Origin of the sequence: Cellulomonas olei (assembly GCF_039548315.1) — a bacterium.
Classification (GTDB): domain Bacteria; phylum Actinomycetota; class Actinomycetes; order Actinomycetales; family Cellulomonadaceae; genus Cellulomonas.
This window is the reverse complement of the sequence record NZ_JBCLVN010000018.1, coordinates 33,203-48,772: the sequence shown is the minus strand read 5'-3', so window position 1 is coordinate 48,772 and position 15,570 is coordinate 33,203. Positions and strand designations below refer to the sequence as shown.

Genomic DNA, 15,570 nt, shown 5'->3' with positions numbered 1-15,570 from the left:
CTCAGCTCACGAACCGGATGTTCACCGGGTAGCGGTACCACTCGTACCGGCTCGCGGCGACGGCCGCCAGGATCTGCAGGACGAGCTGCCCGACCGCCACCAGCAGCAGCAGCGGCGTCCCGAAGCCGAGCGTGACGAGCGCGATCACGCCCGCGGCGACGTAGGCGACGAGCAGGGTGAGCTGGAAGTTCAGCGACTCCTTGGCCTGGTTCTCCAGGTACGGGCCGCGGCCGCGGAACACCAGCCAGATCACGAGCGGCGCGAGGAACCAGGCCACCAGCCCGCCCAGGTGCGCGACGATCGCCCAGGTGCGCTCCTCGTCGGGGCGCAGCGGCTGCGGTCCGGCGGGCGGGTACGGCGGGGGGTACGACACGGTGGCGCTCCCGGGACGTCGGCGACGGGTCGTGGCGAGGCTACCCGCCGGAGGTGGCGCCGTGTCCGAGCTGTCCGATTCGCACCCGTCCGGCCGCGTTCCTTGACACGCGACCTGCGGCTTCGGTTCGCTGTCGCGACGGACGAGCGACGTCCGGACCAGGAGGACTCCGATGACCGAGAACCCCGGCACGAACCCGCCGCGCGACGACGAGCCGTCGACGCCTGACGCCCCGAACCCGCCGAGCACCCCGGAGCCGCCTGTCGCGGAGCCGCCGTCGGCACCGCCCGCCGGTGCGCCGGGCGGGCCCACCCCGCCTGCCGCGCCGCCGGTCCCGCCGACCGCGCCCCCGACGGCCGCCGGCGCCCCCGGCGCGTACCCGCCGCCGCCCGCCGGTGCGCCCGGCTACCCGCCCGCCGGGGGGTACGGCGCCCCCGCCGGCGGCTACCCGCCGCCTCCCGGGGGCTACCCGCCGCCGCCGGCCGCCGGCTACGGCCAGCCCGGCCAGGACCCCTACGGCCAGCAGCCCGGCTACGGCCAGCAGCCCGGCTACGGCCAGCCCGGCGCCGGCGTGACGGTCGGCGACTCGTTCAACTGGGGCTGGACCAAGTTCACGCAGAACTGGGGCCCGTTCGTGCTCGGCGTCCTCGTGTACGTCGTCGTCATCGGCATCGTCGCGGCGGTGCTGTTCGCGATCCTCGGGGCGGGCACCGCGGCGTCGATCGACCCGGTCACGGGCGAGCTGCGCACGGGCGGCGCCGTGGGGCTCGGCTTCGGCTGGCTCCTGGTCCTGGCGGTCGTCGTGCTGCTGTCGGCGTTCCTCCAGGCGGGCGTGATCCGCGCGTCGCTGGAGGTCGCGAACGGCCGCCGCATCGAGTTCGGCACGTTCTTCCGGTTCGACGACCTGGGCAAGGTCGTCGTCGCGGTCCTGCTCGTCGGCGTGGGCACGGCGATCGGCACCCTGCTGTTCGTCCTGCCGGGCATCGTGTTCGCGTTCTTCGCGCAGTTCACGCTGTTCTTCGTGCTCGACAAGGGCATGGCGCCGGTGGACGCGCTCAAGGCCAGCTTCACGCTGGTGAACCGCAACCTCGGCACCGTCGTGCTGCTGTACCTGGGCGTGCTCGCGGCCAACGCGGTCGGCAGCTTCCTGTGCTACGTCGGCCAGCTGGTGTCGTTCCCGTTCGGGCTGCTGGCGACGACGTACGTGTACCGCCGGGCGCAGGGCGACCCCGTCGCCCCCTGACCCCGGCCGCACGCGGCTCCGCACCGACCGGCGCCGTCCCCACCCGGGGGCGGCGCCGGTCGGGCGTTCAGGGGGCCGTCACGAAGTCGATCAGCTCCTCGACCCGCCCCAGCAGCGACGGCTCGAGGTCCGCGTAGCTGCGGACGCCGCGCAGGATGCGCTGCCAGGCGCGCGCGACGTCGGCCTGCTCGTCCGCGGGCCAGCCCAGCTCGCGCAGGATGCCGCGCTTCCACTCGGTGCCGCGCTCGATGGTCGGCCACGCGCGCAGGCCCACCCGCTCGGGGCGCACGGCCTGCCACACGTCGACGTACGGGTGGCCGAGCACCAGGACGGTGCCGCGCGGCGCGACCCGCAGGGCCTCGTCCGCGATCCGCTGCTCCTTGGACCCCGGCACCAGGTGGTCGACCAGGACGCCGACGCGGCGGGACGGCTCGGGCCGGAACTCTCGCAGCGCGTCGACCAGGTGGTCCACGCCGTCGAGCAGCTCCACGACGACGCCCTCGGCGCGCAGGTCGTCGCCCCAGACCTTCTCCACCAGCTCCGCGTCGTGCTTCCCCTCCACCCAGATGCGGCTGCCCACGGCGACGCGGGCGCGCTGGTCGGGGGCGGCGATCGAGCCGGAGGCGGTGCGGCGCGGACCGGTGGGCGCGGCGGCGCGCGGCGCGACGAGCTCGACGGGGCGCCCGTCGACCCAGAACCCGGGGCCGAGCCGGAACGTGCGGGTGCGGCCCCGGCGGTCCTCCAGGACGACGACGTGCTCCCCGCCGGACTTCTCGACCCGGACGACCGCCCCGACCCAGCCGGTGGTGACCTCCTCGACGACCAGGCCGCGCTCGGCGGGGGTGGGGACGGAGGTCGGGCGGCGGTGCGCGCGGGCCGACCCGGCGGCCAGCACGTCGGGTCCGTAGCGGTCGGTCACCGCGGCAGCCTAGGTGCCGACCGCGCGGGCCCGTGGTACGACACGACGGTGACGTCCACCCCGCACCCGCCCCCGGACCCGCAGCGCCCGGCCCCGCAGCCGCCCACCGCCCGGCCGCCGGCCGCCCCGGAGCCCGGCCCGCGCGCGCCGGCACGGCAGGAGCCGGACCCGCACCGCTGGCGGGCGCTCGGCGTCTGCCTGGCGATCGGGTTCATCACGATGCTCGACGTCTCGATCGTCAACGTCGCGCTGCCGTCCATCGAGCGCAGCCTCGACGCGGGCGCGAGCCAGCTCCAGCTCATCGTCGCCGGGTACACCCTGGCGTTCGGGCTGGTGCTGGTGCCGGCGGGCCGGCTCGGGGACGCCCGGGGCCGGCGCACGCTGTTCCTCGTGGGGCTCACCGGCTTCGCGCTGACCAGCCTCGGGGCGGGTCTGGCGCCGTCGGACGAGGTGCTCGCGGCGATGCGCCTGCTGCAGGGCGCGAGCGCGGGCCTGCTGAACCCGCAGGTGGTCGGCACGATCCAGCAGCTGTTCTCGGGGTACGAGCGCGGCCGGGCGTTCGGGTACTTCGGCGCGACGATCGGGGTGTCGACGGCCCTCGGCCCGCTGCTGGGCGGGCTGATCATCCAGGCGTTCGGGGCCGAGCACGGCTGGCGGTGGGTGTTCTTCGTGAACGTCCCCGTGATCGCGGTGGTGCTGCCGCTGGCCGTGCGGTTCCTGCCGCGCGGCCGCCCCGGGCCGTCGGCCGCGTCCGCGCGCTCGGGCCGCCCGCGCCTGGACGTGCCGGGCCTGGCGCTGGTCGCGGTGACCACGACGGCCGTGATGGTGCCGTTCGTCATCACCACGGGCGAGGGCGGCGACGACCCGGCGCGCTGGTGGTGGCTGGCGGTGGCGGCGGTGCTGGCCGTGGCCACGGTCGCGTGGGAGCGCGGGTACCAGCGGCGGACCGGCGCGGCCGTCCTCGACCCGCGGGTGCTGGGGGAGCCGTCGTTCCGCAACGGCGCGCTGCTCGGCATGGCGTACTTCGCCGGGTTCACGGCCGTGTTCCTCGTCACCACGCTGTACCTCCAGCAGATCGCGGGGTTCACGCCGCTGCAGGCCGGGCTCGTGGGCATGCCGTTCGCGATCGCGTCGGCCGTCGCGGCGCAGCAGTCGGGCCGCCTGGTCGCGACGCGCGGGCGCGCGCTGGTGGTCGTGGGGCTGGTGCTCGTGCTCACGGGCCTCGTCGGCACCGACCTGGCGATCCGCCTGGTGGACCCGCCGGCGGTCGGGCTCGTGGTCGCCGGGACGCAGATGGTCGCGGGCGCCGGCAGCGGCCTGGTCATCTCCCCGAACCAGACGCTCACGCTCGCGCGCGTCCCGGTGGACCGGGCGGGCGTCGCGGGCAGCATGCTGCAGGTCGGGCAGCGGGTGGGCTCCGCGCTCGGCGTGGCCGTCGCGCTGTCGACCTACTACACGGCGCTGGCTGCGGGCGTCGAGGGCGGCGTGGCCGCCGGCCGGGCGCTGCTCGTCACGGTGGCGCTCGTCGCGGTGGCCCTCGTGGTCGGCGTGGTGGACCTGGTCGCGCGGCGCCGCGACCCGGCCGCGACCGGCGGGACGTCGGGGTCCGGGGCCGTGGGCGCGGGCGGCAGGGCACCTGCCCGTGCGGCCGAGTAGAATTGGCACTCGCGTCGGGTGAGTGCCATCCCGGCCGCGCGTCGCCGGCGGCCGCCGGACGGCGCGGGGGCCGGACGTGGGGCGCGGCGGACCCGGCGTGACGGGCGGCCGGACAGGCATCGGGAGGTGGCGATGAGCGAGGACCGCAGGCTGGACGTGCTGCGCGCGATCGTGGAGGACTACGTCGCCACCCGCGAGCCCGTCGGCTCCCGCGCGCTCGTCGAGCGGCACGCGCTCGGCGTCTCGCCGGCCACCATCCGCAACGACATGGCCGCGCTCGAGGAGTCCGGCTACATCGTGCAGCCGCACACCTCCGCCGGCCGGGTGCCGACCGACAAGGGCTACCGGCTGTTCGTCGACCGGCTCGCGACCGTCAAGCCGCTGTCCGCCCCGGAGCGGCGGGCCATCGAGACCTTCATGGAGGACGCGGCCGACCTGGACGACGTGGTCGACCGCGCCGTCCGGCTGCTCGCCCAGCTCACCCACCAGGTGGCCGTCGTGCAGTACCCGTCGCTGCGGCGCACGGCCCTGCGGCACGTCGAGCTGGTCCCGGTCGGCGACCGGCACCTGCTCGTCGTCATCATCACCGACCACGGCCGCGTGGAGCAGCGCACGCTGGAGCTGGCGGACCCGCTGGACGAGGCCGTCGTGGCCCGGCTGCGGGTCCGGCTCAACGTGGCGGCGGCCGGCCGGCGCCTCGCCGAGCTGGACGCCGTGCTGTCCGGGCTGTCCGACGAGTTCGAGCCCGTCGCGGCCCCGCTGGTGCGGGCCGTCGTCGCCGTCGTGGAGGACACGCTGGCCCGCGAGAGCGAGGAGCGCGTGGTGCTGGCCGGCACCGCGAACCTCGTGCGGGGCGGCGGCCAGGACTTCGCCCGCACCATCAGCCCCGTGCTGGAGGCGCTGGAGGAGCAGGTCGTGCTGCTGCGGCTGCTGACCGAGATGGCCGAGGACGAGGCCGCCGTGGCCGTCCGCATCGGCCGGGAGACGCAGCACGAGGGCCTGGTGGAGACCTCGTTCGTCACCACCGGCTACGGCGGGCCCGGTGACGGCGGCGGTGCCGCTGTCGCCCGCATCGGATCGGTCGGCCCGCTCCGCATGGACTACCCCGGGACCATCGCGACGGTGCGTGCCGTCGCCCGCTACCTGTCCCGGATCCTCGCCGGGTGACCGGCCCCGACCGCACGACCCGCGCCCGCCCCCGCGGCGCCCCCGACCCGCGTCGACGCGCGCGACCGACAGGAAGTGACGAGTGAGCGACTACTACGAGGTGCTCGGCGTGGACCGCGACGCCACGCCCGAGCAGATCAAGAAGGCCTACCGCCGGCTGGCGCGCGAGCTGCACCCGGACGTGGCCGGCGCCGACGCCGCGTCGGAGGAGCGGTTCAAGGACGTGTCCCGGGCGTACGACGTGCTCTCCAACCCGGAGAAGCGCCGCATGTACGACATGGGCGCCGACCCGTCGTCCCCGGGCGGCGGCATGGGCGGGGGCTTCGGCTTCCAGGACATCTTCGAGACGTTCTTCGGTGCCGCGGCGGGGGGCGGCGCGCAGCGCGGTCCGATCCCGCGGGCGCGCCGCGGGCAGGACGCGCTCGTGCGGCTCGACATCGACCTCGCGGAGGCCACGTTCGGCACGCACCGCGAGGTGCCGGTCGACACGGCGGTGGTCTGCCCCACCTGCAGCGGCACCTGCTGCCGTCCCGGCACGTCCCCGCGCACCTGCGACGTGTGCGGCGGGCGCGGCAGCGTCCAGCGCGTCGCGCGCTCGTTCCTCGGCCAGGTCATGACGTCGCAGCCGTGCGCGGCCTGCCACGGGTTCGGCACCGTCATCCCCGAGCCCTGCACCGAGTGCGCCGGGGAGGGGCGCGTCCGGTCGCGCCGGGTCCTGGAGGTCGACGTCCCCGCGGGTGTCGACACCGGCACGCGCATCAAGCTCACGGCGCAGGGCGAGGTCGGCCCGGCGGGCGGCCCGGCCGGCGACGTGTACCTGGAGATCCGGGAGCGCCGCCACGAGACGTTCGTCCGGGAGGGCGACGACCTGCACTGCACGCTGCAGGTCCCGATGACGGCGGCGGCGCTCGGCACGGTGCTCACGCTGGAGACGCTGGACGGCCCCCAGGAGGTGGACCTGCGTCCTGGTACGCAGCCCGCCCAGGTGGTCACGCTGCGCGGGCTCGGGGTCGGCCACCTGCACGCCGGCGGCCGCGGCGACCTGCACGTGCACGTGGACGTCCAGGTGCCGACCGCGATGGACGACGAGCAGGCGGAGCTGCTGCGCCGGCTCGCGGCGCTGCGCGGCGAGGAGCGCCCGGAGGCGCGGCTGAGCGCGTCGGCGCCGGGGGTGTTCGCGAAGCTGCGCGACAAGCTCGCCGGACGCTGACGCGTGACGGCACCCGTCTTCCTGGCCGAGCCGGGCGGCCTCGCCGCCCTCGCGGCCGGCGACCTGTACCTGCTCGACGGCACCGAGGGGCGGCACGCGGGCGTCGTGCAGCGGCGTGCGCCGGGGGAGCGCGTCGACGTCGTCGACACGGCCGGCGTGCGGCTGGTCGGCGAGGTCGAGCACGTGGGCCCCGAGGGCGTGCACCTGCGCGTCCAGGAGGTCGTCGTGGAGGCGGTGCCCGCGCCGCGGCTCGTCCTGGTGCAGGCCCTCGCGAAGGGCGACCGGGACGAGCTGGCGATCGAGGCGGCCACGGAGGTCGGCGCCGACGGCGTCGTGCCGTGGCAGGCCGAGCGGTCGGTCGTCGTGTGGCGCGGGGACCGGGCGGCGAAGAGCCGGGCGCGCTGGCTCGGCACCGTCCGCACCGCGGCGAAGCAGGCCCGCCGGGCGCACGTGCCCGAGGTGGAGCTCGCGCTGGACTCCCCGGCGCTCGCGCGGCGGGTCGGCGACGTGGTGGCCGCGGGCGGGGTCGCGCTGGTGCTGCACGAGGAGGCGACCGTGCCGCTGGCCGGGGCCGGGCTGCCCGCCGCCGGCACCGGGACGGACGTCCTGGTCGTCGTCGGCCCGGAGGGCGGCATCTCGGAGCGGGAGGTCGCGGCGCTGGTCGGCGCCGGGGCCGTCACCGTCCGGCTCGGGCCGCACGTGCTGCGCACGTCGACGGCCGGTCCGGTGGCCCTCGGGCTGCTCGCGCAGCGGCTCGGCCGCTGGGGCTGAGGCGCCTGCCCGGGACGTCGGTCCTGGGCCGTACGTCTCATCCGTGACCTGCGTCACGGTCCTAGCGTCGAAGGTGGCAGCGAAGGCGCTCTCACCAGGGAACCGACCGTGAACACTGACGTACGGACCGGCAACGACGACCTCGCGGCGGGGGCAGCAGCACCTCGCCGCACCTCCCGGCGCTCCCGGCGCCTGCCCGTGCTGGGCGGGGCCGCCGGCGCGCTGACCCTCCTGCTCGCCGGGTGCGGCGAGGCCGGCGCGGGTGCCGGCGGCGGCGCCGGATCGGGCGCCGGCGCGGGCGCCGTGCACGGCGGCGAGGCGAGCCTCGTGCTGCCCGACCTCGGCGCCGTGACCGTGCTCGGCGGCGTCTCCGGGCGCCTGCTGCTGGGCCTCGGCCTGGTGGTGTGCGTGCTGGGGCTGGCCTTCGGCGTCGCGTCGTACGTGCAGCTCCGGCGCCTGCCGGTGCACGCGGCGATGCGGGAGATCTCCGAGCTCATCTACTCCACCTGCAAGACGTACCTCACGCAGCAGGGCCGGTTCCTCATGCTGCTGTGGGTGTTCATCGCCGCGGTGATCGTCGTGTACTACAAGGCGCTCGTCGGCTTCGAGTGGGGCCGGGTCGCGATGATCATCGCCTTCAGCCTGCTCGGCATGGCGGGGTCCTACGCCGTGGCGTGGTTCGGCATCCGCGTCAACACGTTCGCCAACTCCCGGACGGCGTTCGCGTCGCTGCGGGGCCGGCCGCTGCCGGTGCACCGCATCCCGATGAAGTCGGGCATGTCGATCGGCATGGTGCTCATCAGCCTCGAGCTGTTCATGATGCTCGTGATCCTGCTGTTCCTGCCCGCGGACGTGGCGGGCGCGTGCTTCATCGGGTTCGCGGTCGGCGAGTCGCTGGGCGCCTCGGCGCTGCGCATCGCGGGCGGCATCTTCACCAAGATCGCGGACATCGGCTCCGACCTCATGAAGATCGTCTTCAAGATCAAGGAGGACGACGCCCGCAACCCCGGCGTCATCGCCGACTGCACGGGTGACAACGCGGGCGACTCCGTCGGCCCGAGCGCGGACGGGTTCGAGACCTACGGCGTGACCGGCGTGGCGCTGGTGACGTTCGTGCTGCTGGCCGTCGACGACCCGGCGGTGCAGGCGACGCTGCTGGTGTGGCTGTTCGTCATCCGCGCGGTCATGGTCATCGCGTCCGCCGTGTCCTACCTGGCCAACGACGCCTGGACCCGCCGCCGCTACGCCACGGCCGACCGCATGGACTTCGAGAAGCCGCTGACGTCGCTGGTGTGGCTGACCTCGCTGGTGTCCATCGTCTTCACCTACGTGACGACCTGGGCGGTGCTCGGGCACCTCGAGGGCGCCGGGGACGGGCTGTGGTGGAAGGTCGCGGCGATCATCTCCTGCGGCACGCTGGCCGGCGCGCTCATCCCGGAGCTCGTCAAGGTGTTCACCTCGACCAACAGCCGGCACGTGCGCGAGGTCGTCACGTCCTCGCGCGAGGGCGGCCCGTCGCTCAACATCCTGTCGGGCCTGGTCGCCGGCAACTTCTCGGCCTACTGGCTCGGCATGACGGTGGTCGGTCTCATGGGCGGCGCGTTCCTCATCAGCGAGCAGGGCCTCGGCGACCTCATGGTCGCGCCGGCGGTGTTCGCGTTCGGCCTCGTGGCGTTCGGGTTCCTCGGCATGGGCCCGGTGACCATCGCGGTCGACTCCTACGGCCCGGTCACGGACAACGCGCAGAGCGTCTACGAGCTGTCCCTCGTCGAGGAGCTCCCGGGCGCCGCGGAGCAGATCGACGGCGAGCACGGGTTCCTCCCGCAGTGGGAGAACGCCAAGCGGATGCTCGAGGAGAACGACGGCGCCGGCAACACGTTCAAGGCGACCGCGAAGCCCGTGCTGATCGGCACCGCCGTCGTGGGCGCGACCACGATGATCTTCTCGATCATCGTGGCGCTCACGCAGGGCCTGACCACCGGTCTGGAGAACCTGTCGCTGCTGCACCCGCCGTTCCTGCTGGGTCTCATCACCGGTGGCGCCGTGATCTTCTGGTTCACCGGCGCGTCCATCCAGGCGGTCACGACCGGCGCGTACCGCGCGGTGGAGTTCATCAAGGGGAACATCAAGCTCGACGGCAGCACCCGGGCCTCGGAGGAGGACTCCCGGCGGGTCGTGGAGATCTGCACCCAGTACGCCCAGAAGGGCATGCTGACGATGTTCCTCGCGATCTTCTTCGCGACGCTGTCGTTCGCGTTCGTCGAGCCCTTCTTCTTCATCGGCTACCTGATCTCGATCGCGGTGTTCGGCCTGTACCAGGCGATCTTCATGGCGAACGCCGGCGGGGCCTGGGACAACGCGAAGAAGATCGTCGAGGTCGACCTGCACGCCAAGGGCACCGCGCTGCACGACGCGACGATCGTCGGCGACACGGTGGGCGACCCGTACAAGGACACCTCCTCCGTCGCGCTCAACCCGGTCATCAAGTTCACGACGCTGTTCGGCCTGCTGGCGGTCGAGCTCGCGGTGAGCCTCACGGACGACGGGCGCGGCACCCTGGTGCACGTGCTGGCGGCGGTGTTCTTCGTCGTCTCGGCGTACTTCGTGTACCGGTCGTTCTACGGGATGCGCATCGGGTCGGCGCCGGTCGGGGACGCGGAGCCCGTCGAGCCGGCCGAGCCCGCCGGCGGTGACGCGGGCACCGGCGACCGCGCGGACGACCGGGACGCCACGGCGGACCGGTCGGCCGGCGACGGCCTGCCCCGCCAGGCGGCGACCGAGCGCGACGTCCTGCCCGACGACGTCCCGGCCGGCGCCGACGAGCTGGTCGAGTCCGAGGGGCGGTGACCGGCCGTGCGCGTCGCCGTCAAGCACGACGCGGTCCTCGTCGGGCCTGACGGGCAGGTCGCGGGGCACGACGCCGCGGCCACGCTCGTCCGGCGGCTGCTGCGGGTGTTCCCGGGGTCGGTGCTGGTCGGCCCCGGGCCGCGGCGGTGCGCGGGGTTCGACATGCTGCCGCTGGAGTTCCTCGACGGCGACGGCACGGTGGTCGTGACGATGGACGTGCTGGACTCGGTGCAGGTGTGGCAGACGCTGCGCGCCGGGGGGTGCGAGCGGCCGCAGATCATGAACTTCGTGTGGTGGGACGCCACCCGCTACCCGCACGACGTGGAGCGCGCGGCCCTGGCGCTGTCGTGCGCGCTGTTCCCGACGTTCGCCAACTCCGCCCGCACCGCGTCGGAGATCCGCGAGCTGGTGGCCCGCAGCACCGTGCCGGCGCTGGGGGAGCGGGCGCGCATCGCCTGGGTGAACCTCGGGTTCCGGGTCGACCACATCCGGCCGCGGCGGGAACCGCCGGTCCCGGTCGTGCTGTACCCGGCGATCTACGTCTCCGAGCGCAAGCAGCCGCGGCTGTTCCTCGAGGTCGTCGACCGCGTGCACAAGCGCACGCCGATCCGGGTGGAGGCCCGCCTGCACGAGTCGCACCTCGTCTCCGAGGCCGCGATGCGGATGTCGGAGCGGGACTGGTGCTGGGTGGGCCCGCTGACCGCCAGCCGCGACTCGTACTGGGAGGCGCTCGCGCGCACCACGGCGTTCCTGGCGACCGCGACCGAGGAGTCCTACGGGCTGGAGTACGTGGAGGCGCTCGCGGCCGGTGCCGTCGGGGTGTTCCCCGACCTGCCCTGGGCGCGGGCCCTGCTGCCCGAGGGGTACCCGTTCTGCTACCGGACGCCGGACGAGGCGGTCGACCTGCTGCACCGCGCCGTCACCGACACGGCGCGCTGCCGCAAGGAGCTCGACGCGGTGGCCGGCGGGTCGTTCGTGCAGTGGCTGATGACGCACCACGACGACGACTCGTTCGACCGCGCGGTGACCGAGCGGGTGGAGGAGTGGTTCGGGGCCGCGCGCTGAGCGCTCCCGTCCCGGACGCGGCGGAGGCCCGCACCCCGAGCGGGGGTGCGGGCCTCCGGCACGTCGTGCCCGGTGCGCGGGGGGCTCAGCCCTGCCGCAGCTCCAGGTAGCGCGCGATGAGGGCGCGCGTCGACGGGTCCTGGCCCCCGAGCGCATCCGCGTCGCCCTCGACCGCCGGGGCGATCTCCAGCGCGAGCTTCTTGCCGAGCTCGACGCCCCACTGGTCGAACGAGTCGATGCCCCACACCACGCCCTGCACGAACGTGATGTGCTCGTACAGCGCGATGAGCTGGCCGAGCACCGACGGCGTGAGCGACGGCGCCAGGATCGACGTGGTCGGGCGGTTGCCGCTGAACACGCGGGCCGGGACGATCGCCTCCGGCGTGCCCTCGGCGCGGACCTCGTCGGCCGTCTTGCCGAACGCCAGCGCCTTGGTCTGCGCGAAGTAGTTCGCCAGGAACAGCGCGTGCACGTCGGTGTCGCCGTCCTTCAGCGGGTGCGCGGGGTTCGCGACCGCGATGAAGTCCGCCGGGATCAGCCGGGTGCCCTGGTGGATGAGCTGGTAGAACGCGTGCTGGCCGTTGGTGCCGGGCTCGCCCCAGAACACCTCGCCGGTCTGCGTCGTGACCGGGGTGCCGTCCCAGCGGACGGACTTGCCGTTCGACTCCATCGTGAGCTGCTGCAGGTACGCCGGGAACCGGTGCAGGTACTGCGCGTACGGCAGGACGGCGTGCGTGTGCGCGTCGAGGAAGTTCACGTACCAGACGTTGAGCAGGCCCATGAGGACCGGCACGTTCTGCTCGAACGGCGTGGTGCGGACGTGCTCGTCGACGGCGTGGAAGCCCTCGAGCAGCTCGCCGAACGCGTCCGGGCCGATCGCGATGGCGAGCGACGTGCCGATGGCCGAGTCGACGGAGTAGCGGCCGCCGACCCAGTCCCAGAACCCGAACGCGTTCTGCGGGTCGATGCCGAACGCCGCGACCTTGTCGAGCGCCGTCGAGACCGCCACGAAGTGCTTGGCGACCGCGCCGGTGCGGGCCTCCTCGGTGTCCTCGATCGCGCCGGCGGCGACCAACCCGCGCCACAGCCAGTCACGGGCCAGGCGCGCGTTGGTCAGCGTCTCCAGGGTGCTGAACGTCTTGGACGCGACGATGAACAGCGTCGTCGTCGGGTCGAGGTCCTTCGTCTTCTCGGCGATGTCCGTCGGGTCGATGTTCGACACGAACCGGACCTCGAGGCCCTCCTGCACGTACGGCTTGAGCGCCTCGTACGCCATGACGGGGCCGAGGTCCGAGCCGCCGATGCCGATGTTGACGACGGTCGCCACCCGCTCGCCGGTCACGCCCGTCCACTCGCCGGAGCGGACCTTCTCCGCGAACGCGGCGACCTTGGCGAGCACCTCCTGCACGTCCGCGTCGACGTCCTGGCCGTCCACGACCAGCGGCGGCTCGGCGTCCGCGGGGCGGCGCAGGGCCGTGTGCAGCACCGCGCGGTCCTCGGTGACGTTGATGTGCTCGCCGGCGAACATCGCGTCCAGGCGGGCCTTCAGGTCGACCTGGTCGGCCAGCGCCAGCAGCAGGGACAGCGTCTCGTCGGTGACGAGGTTCTTCGACAGGTCGACGGTGAGGTCCGCCACCTGGCGGGTCAGGCGGTCCGCGCGCTCCGGGTCGGCGGCGAACCAGCCGCGCAGGTCCGGGGTCAGCGCGTCACGGTGCGCGGTCAGGGCGGTCCAGGCGCCGGTGGTGGTGGCGTCGACGGGTGCAGTCACGGGGAGTCCCTCTCGGAAGCAGATCCAACGGGGACCACCGTATCCGCGCGGCGACCCCGGGCGAGCGGGACCGTCGGCCCCGCGGGCGGCCGGCTCAGCCGCCCAGCGCCTCGCGCACCAGCGGCGCCACGCGCGTGCCGAGCAGCTCGATCGCCCGCAGGCTCTCCCGCTGCGGCACGCCGGACAGGTCCATCTGGAAGATCTGCCGGTCGTGGCCGAGCGCGCCGTGCAGGGCGACGATCCGCTCGGCGACCTCCTCGGGCGCCCCGACGAAGTACGCCCCGCCCTTGGCGGCCTGCGACTCGAACGCGATGCGGTTGGGGATCGCGAAGCCGCGCTCGGACGCGATGCGCCGCATGGAGTCGAGCCAGTACGGGAAGAAGAACTCGCGCGCCGCGCGGCCGTCGTCGGCCACGAACCCCATCCCGGCGACCTCGACGCGTCGCGTGGCCGGGTCGTGGCCGGCCTCCTCGTGGGTGCGCCGGTAGAGCTGCACGAGCCCGGCGAAGTCCGCGGGGCGGCCCCCGATGATCGCGTAGGACACCGGCAGGCCGAGCCGGCCCGCGCGCTCGGAGGACGCGGGGTTGCCGCCGGTCGCGATCGCGATGCGCAGGTGCTCGCCGAGGCCCGGCTTGTCGAGCGGGCGCGGCAGCACGTCGACGCCCTGCAGCGGCGGGCGGAACCGGCCGGACCACGTCACCGGGTTGCCGCGGTCGATGCGCAGCAGCAGGCGGATCTTCTCCTCGAACAGCGCGTCGTAGTCGTCGAGCGAGGCACCGAACAGCGGGTACGACTCGATGAACGACCCGCGGCCGGCCAGCAGCTCCACCCGCCCGCCGGACAGCAGGTCCATCGTCGCGAACTGCTGGTACACCCGCACCGGGTCCTCCGTGGACAGCACCGTCACGGCGCTGCCGACGCTGATCCGCTCCGTCTGCGCGAGCGCGGCGGCGATGACGGTCGAGGGGGAGGAGATGGCGTAGTCGGGCCGGTGGTGCTCTCCGACGCCGACGTGGTCGAGCCCGACCTGCTCGGCGAGCCGCACGCGCTCCAGCACGTCGCGCAGCCGCTGGGCGGGGGAGGTCACCGCGCCGGTGACCGGGTCGGGGTGGATGTCGCCGAAGGTGTACAGACCGAGCTCCATGGCAGGTGGAGCGCTCGCGGCGCCGCGGGCATTCCGGGAGGCGGATGTCAGGGCGGTGAACGGCCGGTCACGATGTGGTCACGGTCACAGGAACTGCTTGACGGTAGTTAGTAAGGAAGGTCTACTAACAAACATGTCGGCGACAGAGACGACGCGGACGACGCGTCCCGGGGCACCCGCACCGCGGGGAGTGGGGCGCGCGCTGCGGCCCACCACCAAGGTGCTCCCCGAGCACGCCCGGGCGCACAACCGCGCGCTCGTCCTGCAGCACCTGTTCCACGAGGGGCCCTCCTCGCGCGCCGACCTCGCCCGCAGCACCGGCCTCACCCGGGTCACCGTCTCCGACCTCGTGTCCGTCCTCATCTCCGAGGGCCTCGTGCAGGAGCTCGGACTCCGGCCGGAGGGCCGCGTCGGCAAGCCCGCGACGCTCGTCGGGATGCGCACCGAGGAGTTCCACGTCGTCGCCGTGGACCTGGCGGACGACGCCAGCCTGCGCGGCGCCGTCATGACGCTCACCGGCGCCGTCGTCGCGCGCCGCGCCGTCTCGCTCGACGGGCGCACCGGGGACGCGGCCGTCGCCGTGCTCGAGGACCTGTGCCGCGAGCTGCTCGCCGCGGCCGACCGGCCCGTCGTGGGCGTCGGCATCGGGTCGCCCGGCGTCATCGACCCCACCGGCCTCGTCGTGGCCGCCCCCAACCGCGGCTGGTACGACCTGCCCCTGGCCGCGCTGCTCACCGAGCGCCTCGGCGTGCCGGTGCAGGTCGCCAACGACGCGAACGTCCACGCGCTGGGGGAGTACACCTACGGCGGCGCGACCGGCACCGGCCTCATGGTCGTCACCGTCGGGCAGGGCGTCGGCGCCGGCATCGTCCTGGACGGCGCGCTCGTGCGCGGCCGGGCCGACGCCGCCGGGGAGATCGGGCACGTGACCGTGGTCGACGACCGCGACGTCCGCGCCGGCGACCCGCTGCCGCAGCCCTGCGCGTGCGGGCGCGAGGGCTGCCTGGAGACCCTGCTCTCCCTGCCCGCCCTGCGCCGCGCCACGGCCGGCCGCACCCCCGAGGAGTCCGACGCGGTGCTCGCGTCGGTCGGACGGAAGCTGGGCATCGCCCTGGCTCCCGTCGTCAGCGCGCTCAACCTCGCCGAGGTCCTGCTCTCCGGTCCCCCGGAGCTGCTCGACGGAGCCCTCAGGGTGGAGGCGCTCGCCACCGTCCGGGCCCGGACCATGCCCCTGCTGGGGCAGGACCTCGTGCTGCGGATGGGCTCGCTGGACGAGGACGGGGCGCTCTCCGGCGCCGCGGCGCTCGTGCTGTCCGGTCAGCTCGGGGTCACGTGACGACCCCGAGCCGACCGCTTGCAGTGCCGGTACCACCACCCCGGCGACGCCCGGACGGGCCTCGCCTCGCA

At 74.5% G+C, this 15,570-nt stretch carries 12 protein-coding genes; 8 read left to right on the top strand and 4 right to left on the bottom strand.

Annotation, left to right across the window (positions count from 1 at the left end):
- Position 1 precedes the first annotated feature (1 nt).
- Positions 2–373, bottom strand: coding sequence for a DUF4870 domain-containing protein (locus AAHH18_RS07665; RefSeq protein WP_283320862.1), 372 nt, complete (start codon positions 371–373; stop codon positions 2–4).
- 172 nt (positions 374–545) lie between these two features.
- Between AAHH18_RS07665 and AAHH18_RS07660 the strand changes: the two genes are divergently transcribed.
- Positions 546–1,616, top strand: coding sequence for a DUF2189 domain-containing protein (locus tag AAHH18_RS07660; protein ID WP_343301197.1), 1,071 nt, complete (start codon positions 546–548; stop codon positions 1,614–1,616).
- A gap of 67 nt (positions 1,617–1,683) precedes the next feature.
- On the opposite strand, the gene AAHH18_RS07655 is transcribed toward AAHH18_RS07660, so the two are convergent.
- Entirely contained in the window at positions 1,684–2,535 is an 852-nt protein-coding gene (locus AAHH18_RS07655) for a DUF3097 domain-containing protein (protein WP_283320860.1), read from the bottom strand.
- 48 nt (positions 2,536–2,583) lie between these two features.
- On the opposite strand from AAHH18_RS07655, the gene AAHH18_RS07650 reads away from it, so the two are divergent.
- From AAHH18_RS07650 to AAHH18_RS07625, 6 genes are all read left to right on the top strand, one after another.
- Positions 2,584–4,191, top strand: coding sequence for an MFS transporter (locus AAHH18_RS07650; RefSeq protein ID WP_343301196.1), 1,608 nt, complete (start codon positions 2,584–2,586; stop codon positions 4,189–4,191).
- Between the two features lie 132 nt (positions 4,192–4,323).
- Positions 4,324–5,358 (top strand): heat-inducible transcriptional repressor HrcA, encoded by a 1,035-nt coding sequence (hrcA, locus tag AAHH18_RS07645; protein WP_283320858.1) that lies wholly within the window; start codon positions 4,324–4,326, stop codon positions 5,356–5,358.
- Between the two features lie 82 nt (positions 5,359–5,440).
- Positions 5,441–6,568 (top strand): molecular chaperone DnaJ, encoded by a 1,128-nt coding sequence (dnaJ, locus tag AAHH18_RS07640; protein ID WP_343301195.1) that lies wholly within the window; start codon positions 5,441–5,443, stop codon positions 6,566–6,568.
- Between the two features lie 3 nt (positions 6,569–6,571).
- The gene (locus AAHH18_RS07635) at positions 6,572–7,339 is read left to right on the top strand and encodes a 16S rRNA (uracil(1498)-N(3))-methyltransferase (RefSeq protein WP_343301194.1); all 768 of its coding nucleotides are present in this window, start codon (positions 6,572–6,574) and stop codon (positions 7,337–7,339) included.
- Positions 7,340–7,447: 108 nt separating this feature from the next.
- The gene (locus AAHH18_RS07630) at positions 7,448–10,186 is read left to right on the top strand and encodes a sodium-translocating pyrophosphatase (RefSeq protein WP_459349096.1); all 2,739 of its coding nucleotides are present in this window, start codon (positions 7,448–7,450) and stop codon (positions 10,184–10,186) included.
- Positions 10,187–10,192: 6 nt separating this feature from the next.
- Positions 10,193–11,251: a glycosyltransferase family 1 protein gene (locus tag AAHH18_RS07625; protein ID WP_343301193.1), complete on the top strand. Its 1,059-nt coding sequence runs from the start codon at positions 10,193–10,195 to the stop codon at positions 11,249–11,251.
- An 85-nt stretch (positions 11,252–11,336) separates the two neighbouring features.
- Here the strand turns inward: AAHH18_RS07625 and pgi are convergent, their stop codons facing one another.
- Positions 11,337–13,019 (bottom strand): glucose-6-phosphate isomerase, encoded by a 1,683-nt coding sequence (pgi, locus tag AAHH18_RS07620; protein ID WP_343301192.1) that lies wholly within the window; start codon positions 13,017–13,019, stop codon positions 11,337–11,339.
- Positions 13,020–13,113: 94 nt separating this feature from the next.
- Positions 13,114–14,163 carry an LLM class flavin-dependent oxidoreductase gene (locus tag AAHH18_RS07615; RefSeq protein WP_343301191.1) on the bottom strand — a complete coding sequence of 350 codons (1,050 nt, stop codon included), beginning with the start codon at positions 14,161–14,163 and terminating at the stop codon, positions 13,114–13,116.
- A 133-nt stretch (positions 14,164–14,296) separates the two neighbouring features.
- Here AAHH18_RS07615 and AAHH18_RS07610 point away from each other — a divergent pair, with 133 nt between their 5' ends.
- On the top strand, positions 14,297–15,499 hold the full coding sequence (locus AAHH18_RS07610) for an ROK family transcriptional regulator (RefSeq protein ID WP_283320852.1): 1,203 nt from the start codon (positions 14,297–14,299) through the stop codon (positions 15,497–15,499).
- Positions 15,500–15,570 lie beyond the last annotated feature (71 nt).

Coding starts and splice junctions, on each gene's coding strand:
- AAHH18_RS07615 (WP_343301191.1), bottom strand. CDS start 14,163: ATGGAGCTCGGTCTGTACACCTTCGGCGACATCCACCCCGACCCGGTC.
- hrcA (WP_283320858.1), top strand. CDS start 4,324: ATGAGCGAGGACCGCAGGCTGGACGTGCTGCGCGCGATCGTGGAGGAC.
- AAHH18_RS07660 (WP_343301197.1), top strand. CDS start 546: ATGACCGAGAACCCCGGCACGAACCCGCCGCGCGACGACGAGCCGTCG.
- AAHH18_RS07610 (WP_283320852.1), top strand. CDS start 14,297: ATGTCGGCGACAGAGACGACGCGGACGACGCGTCCCGGGGCACCCGCA.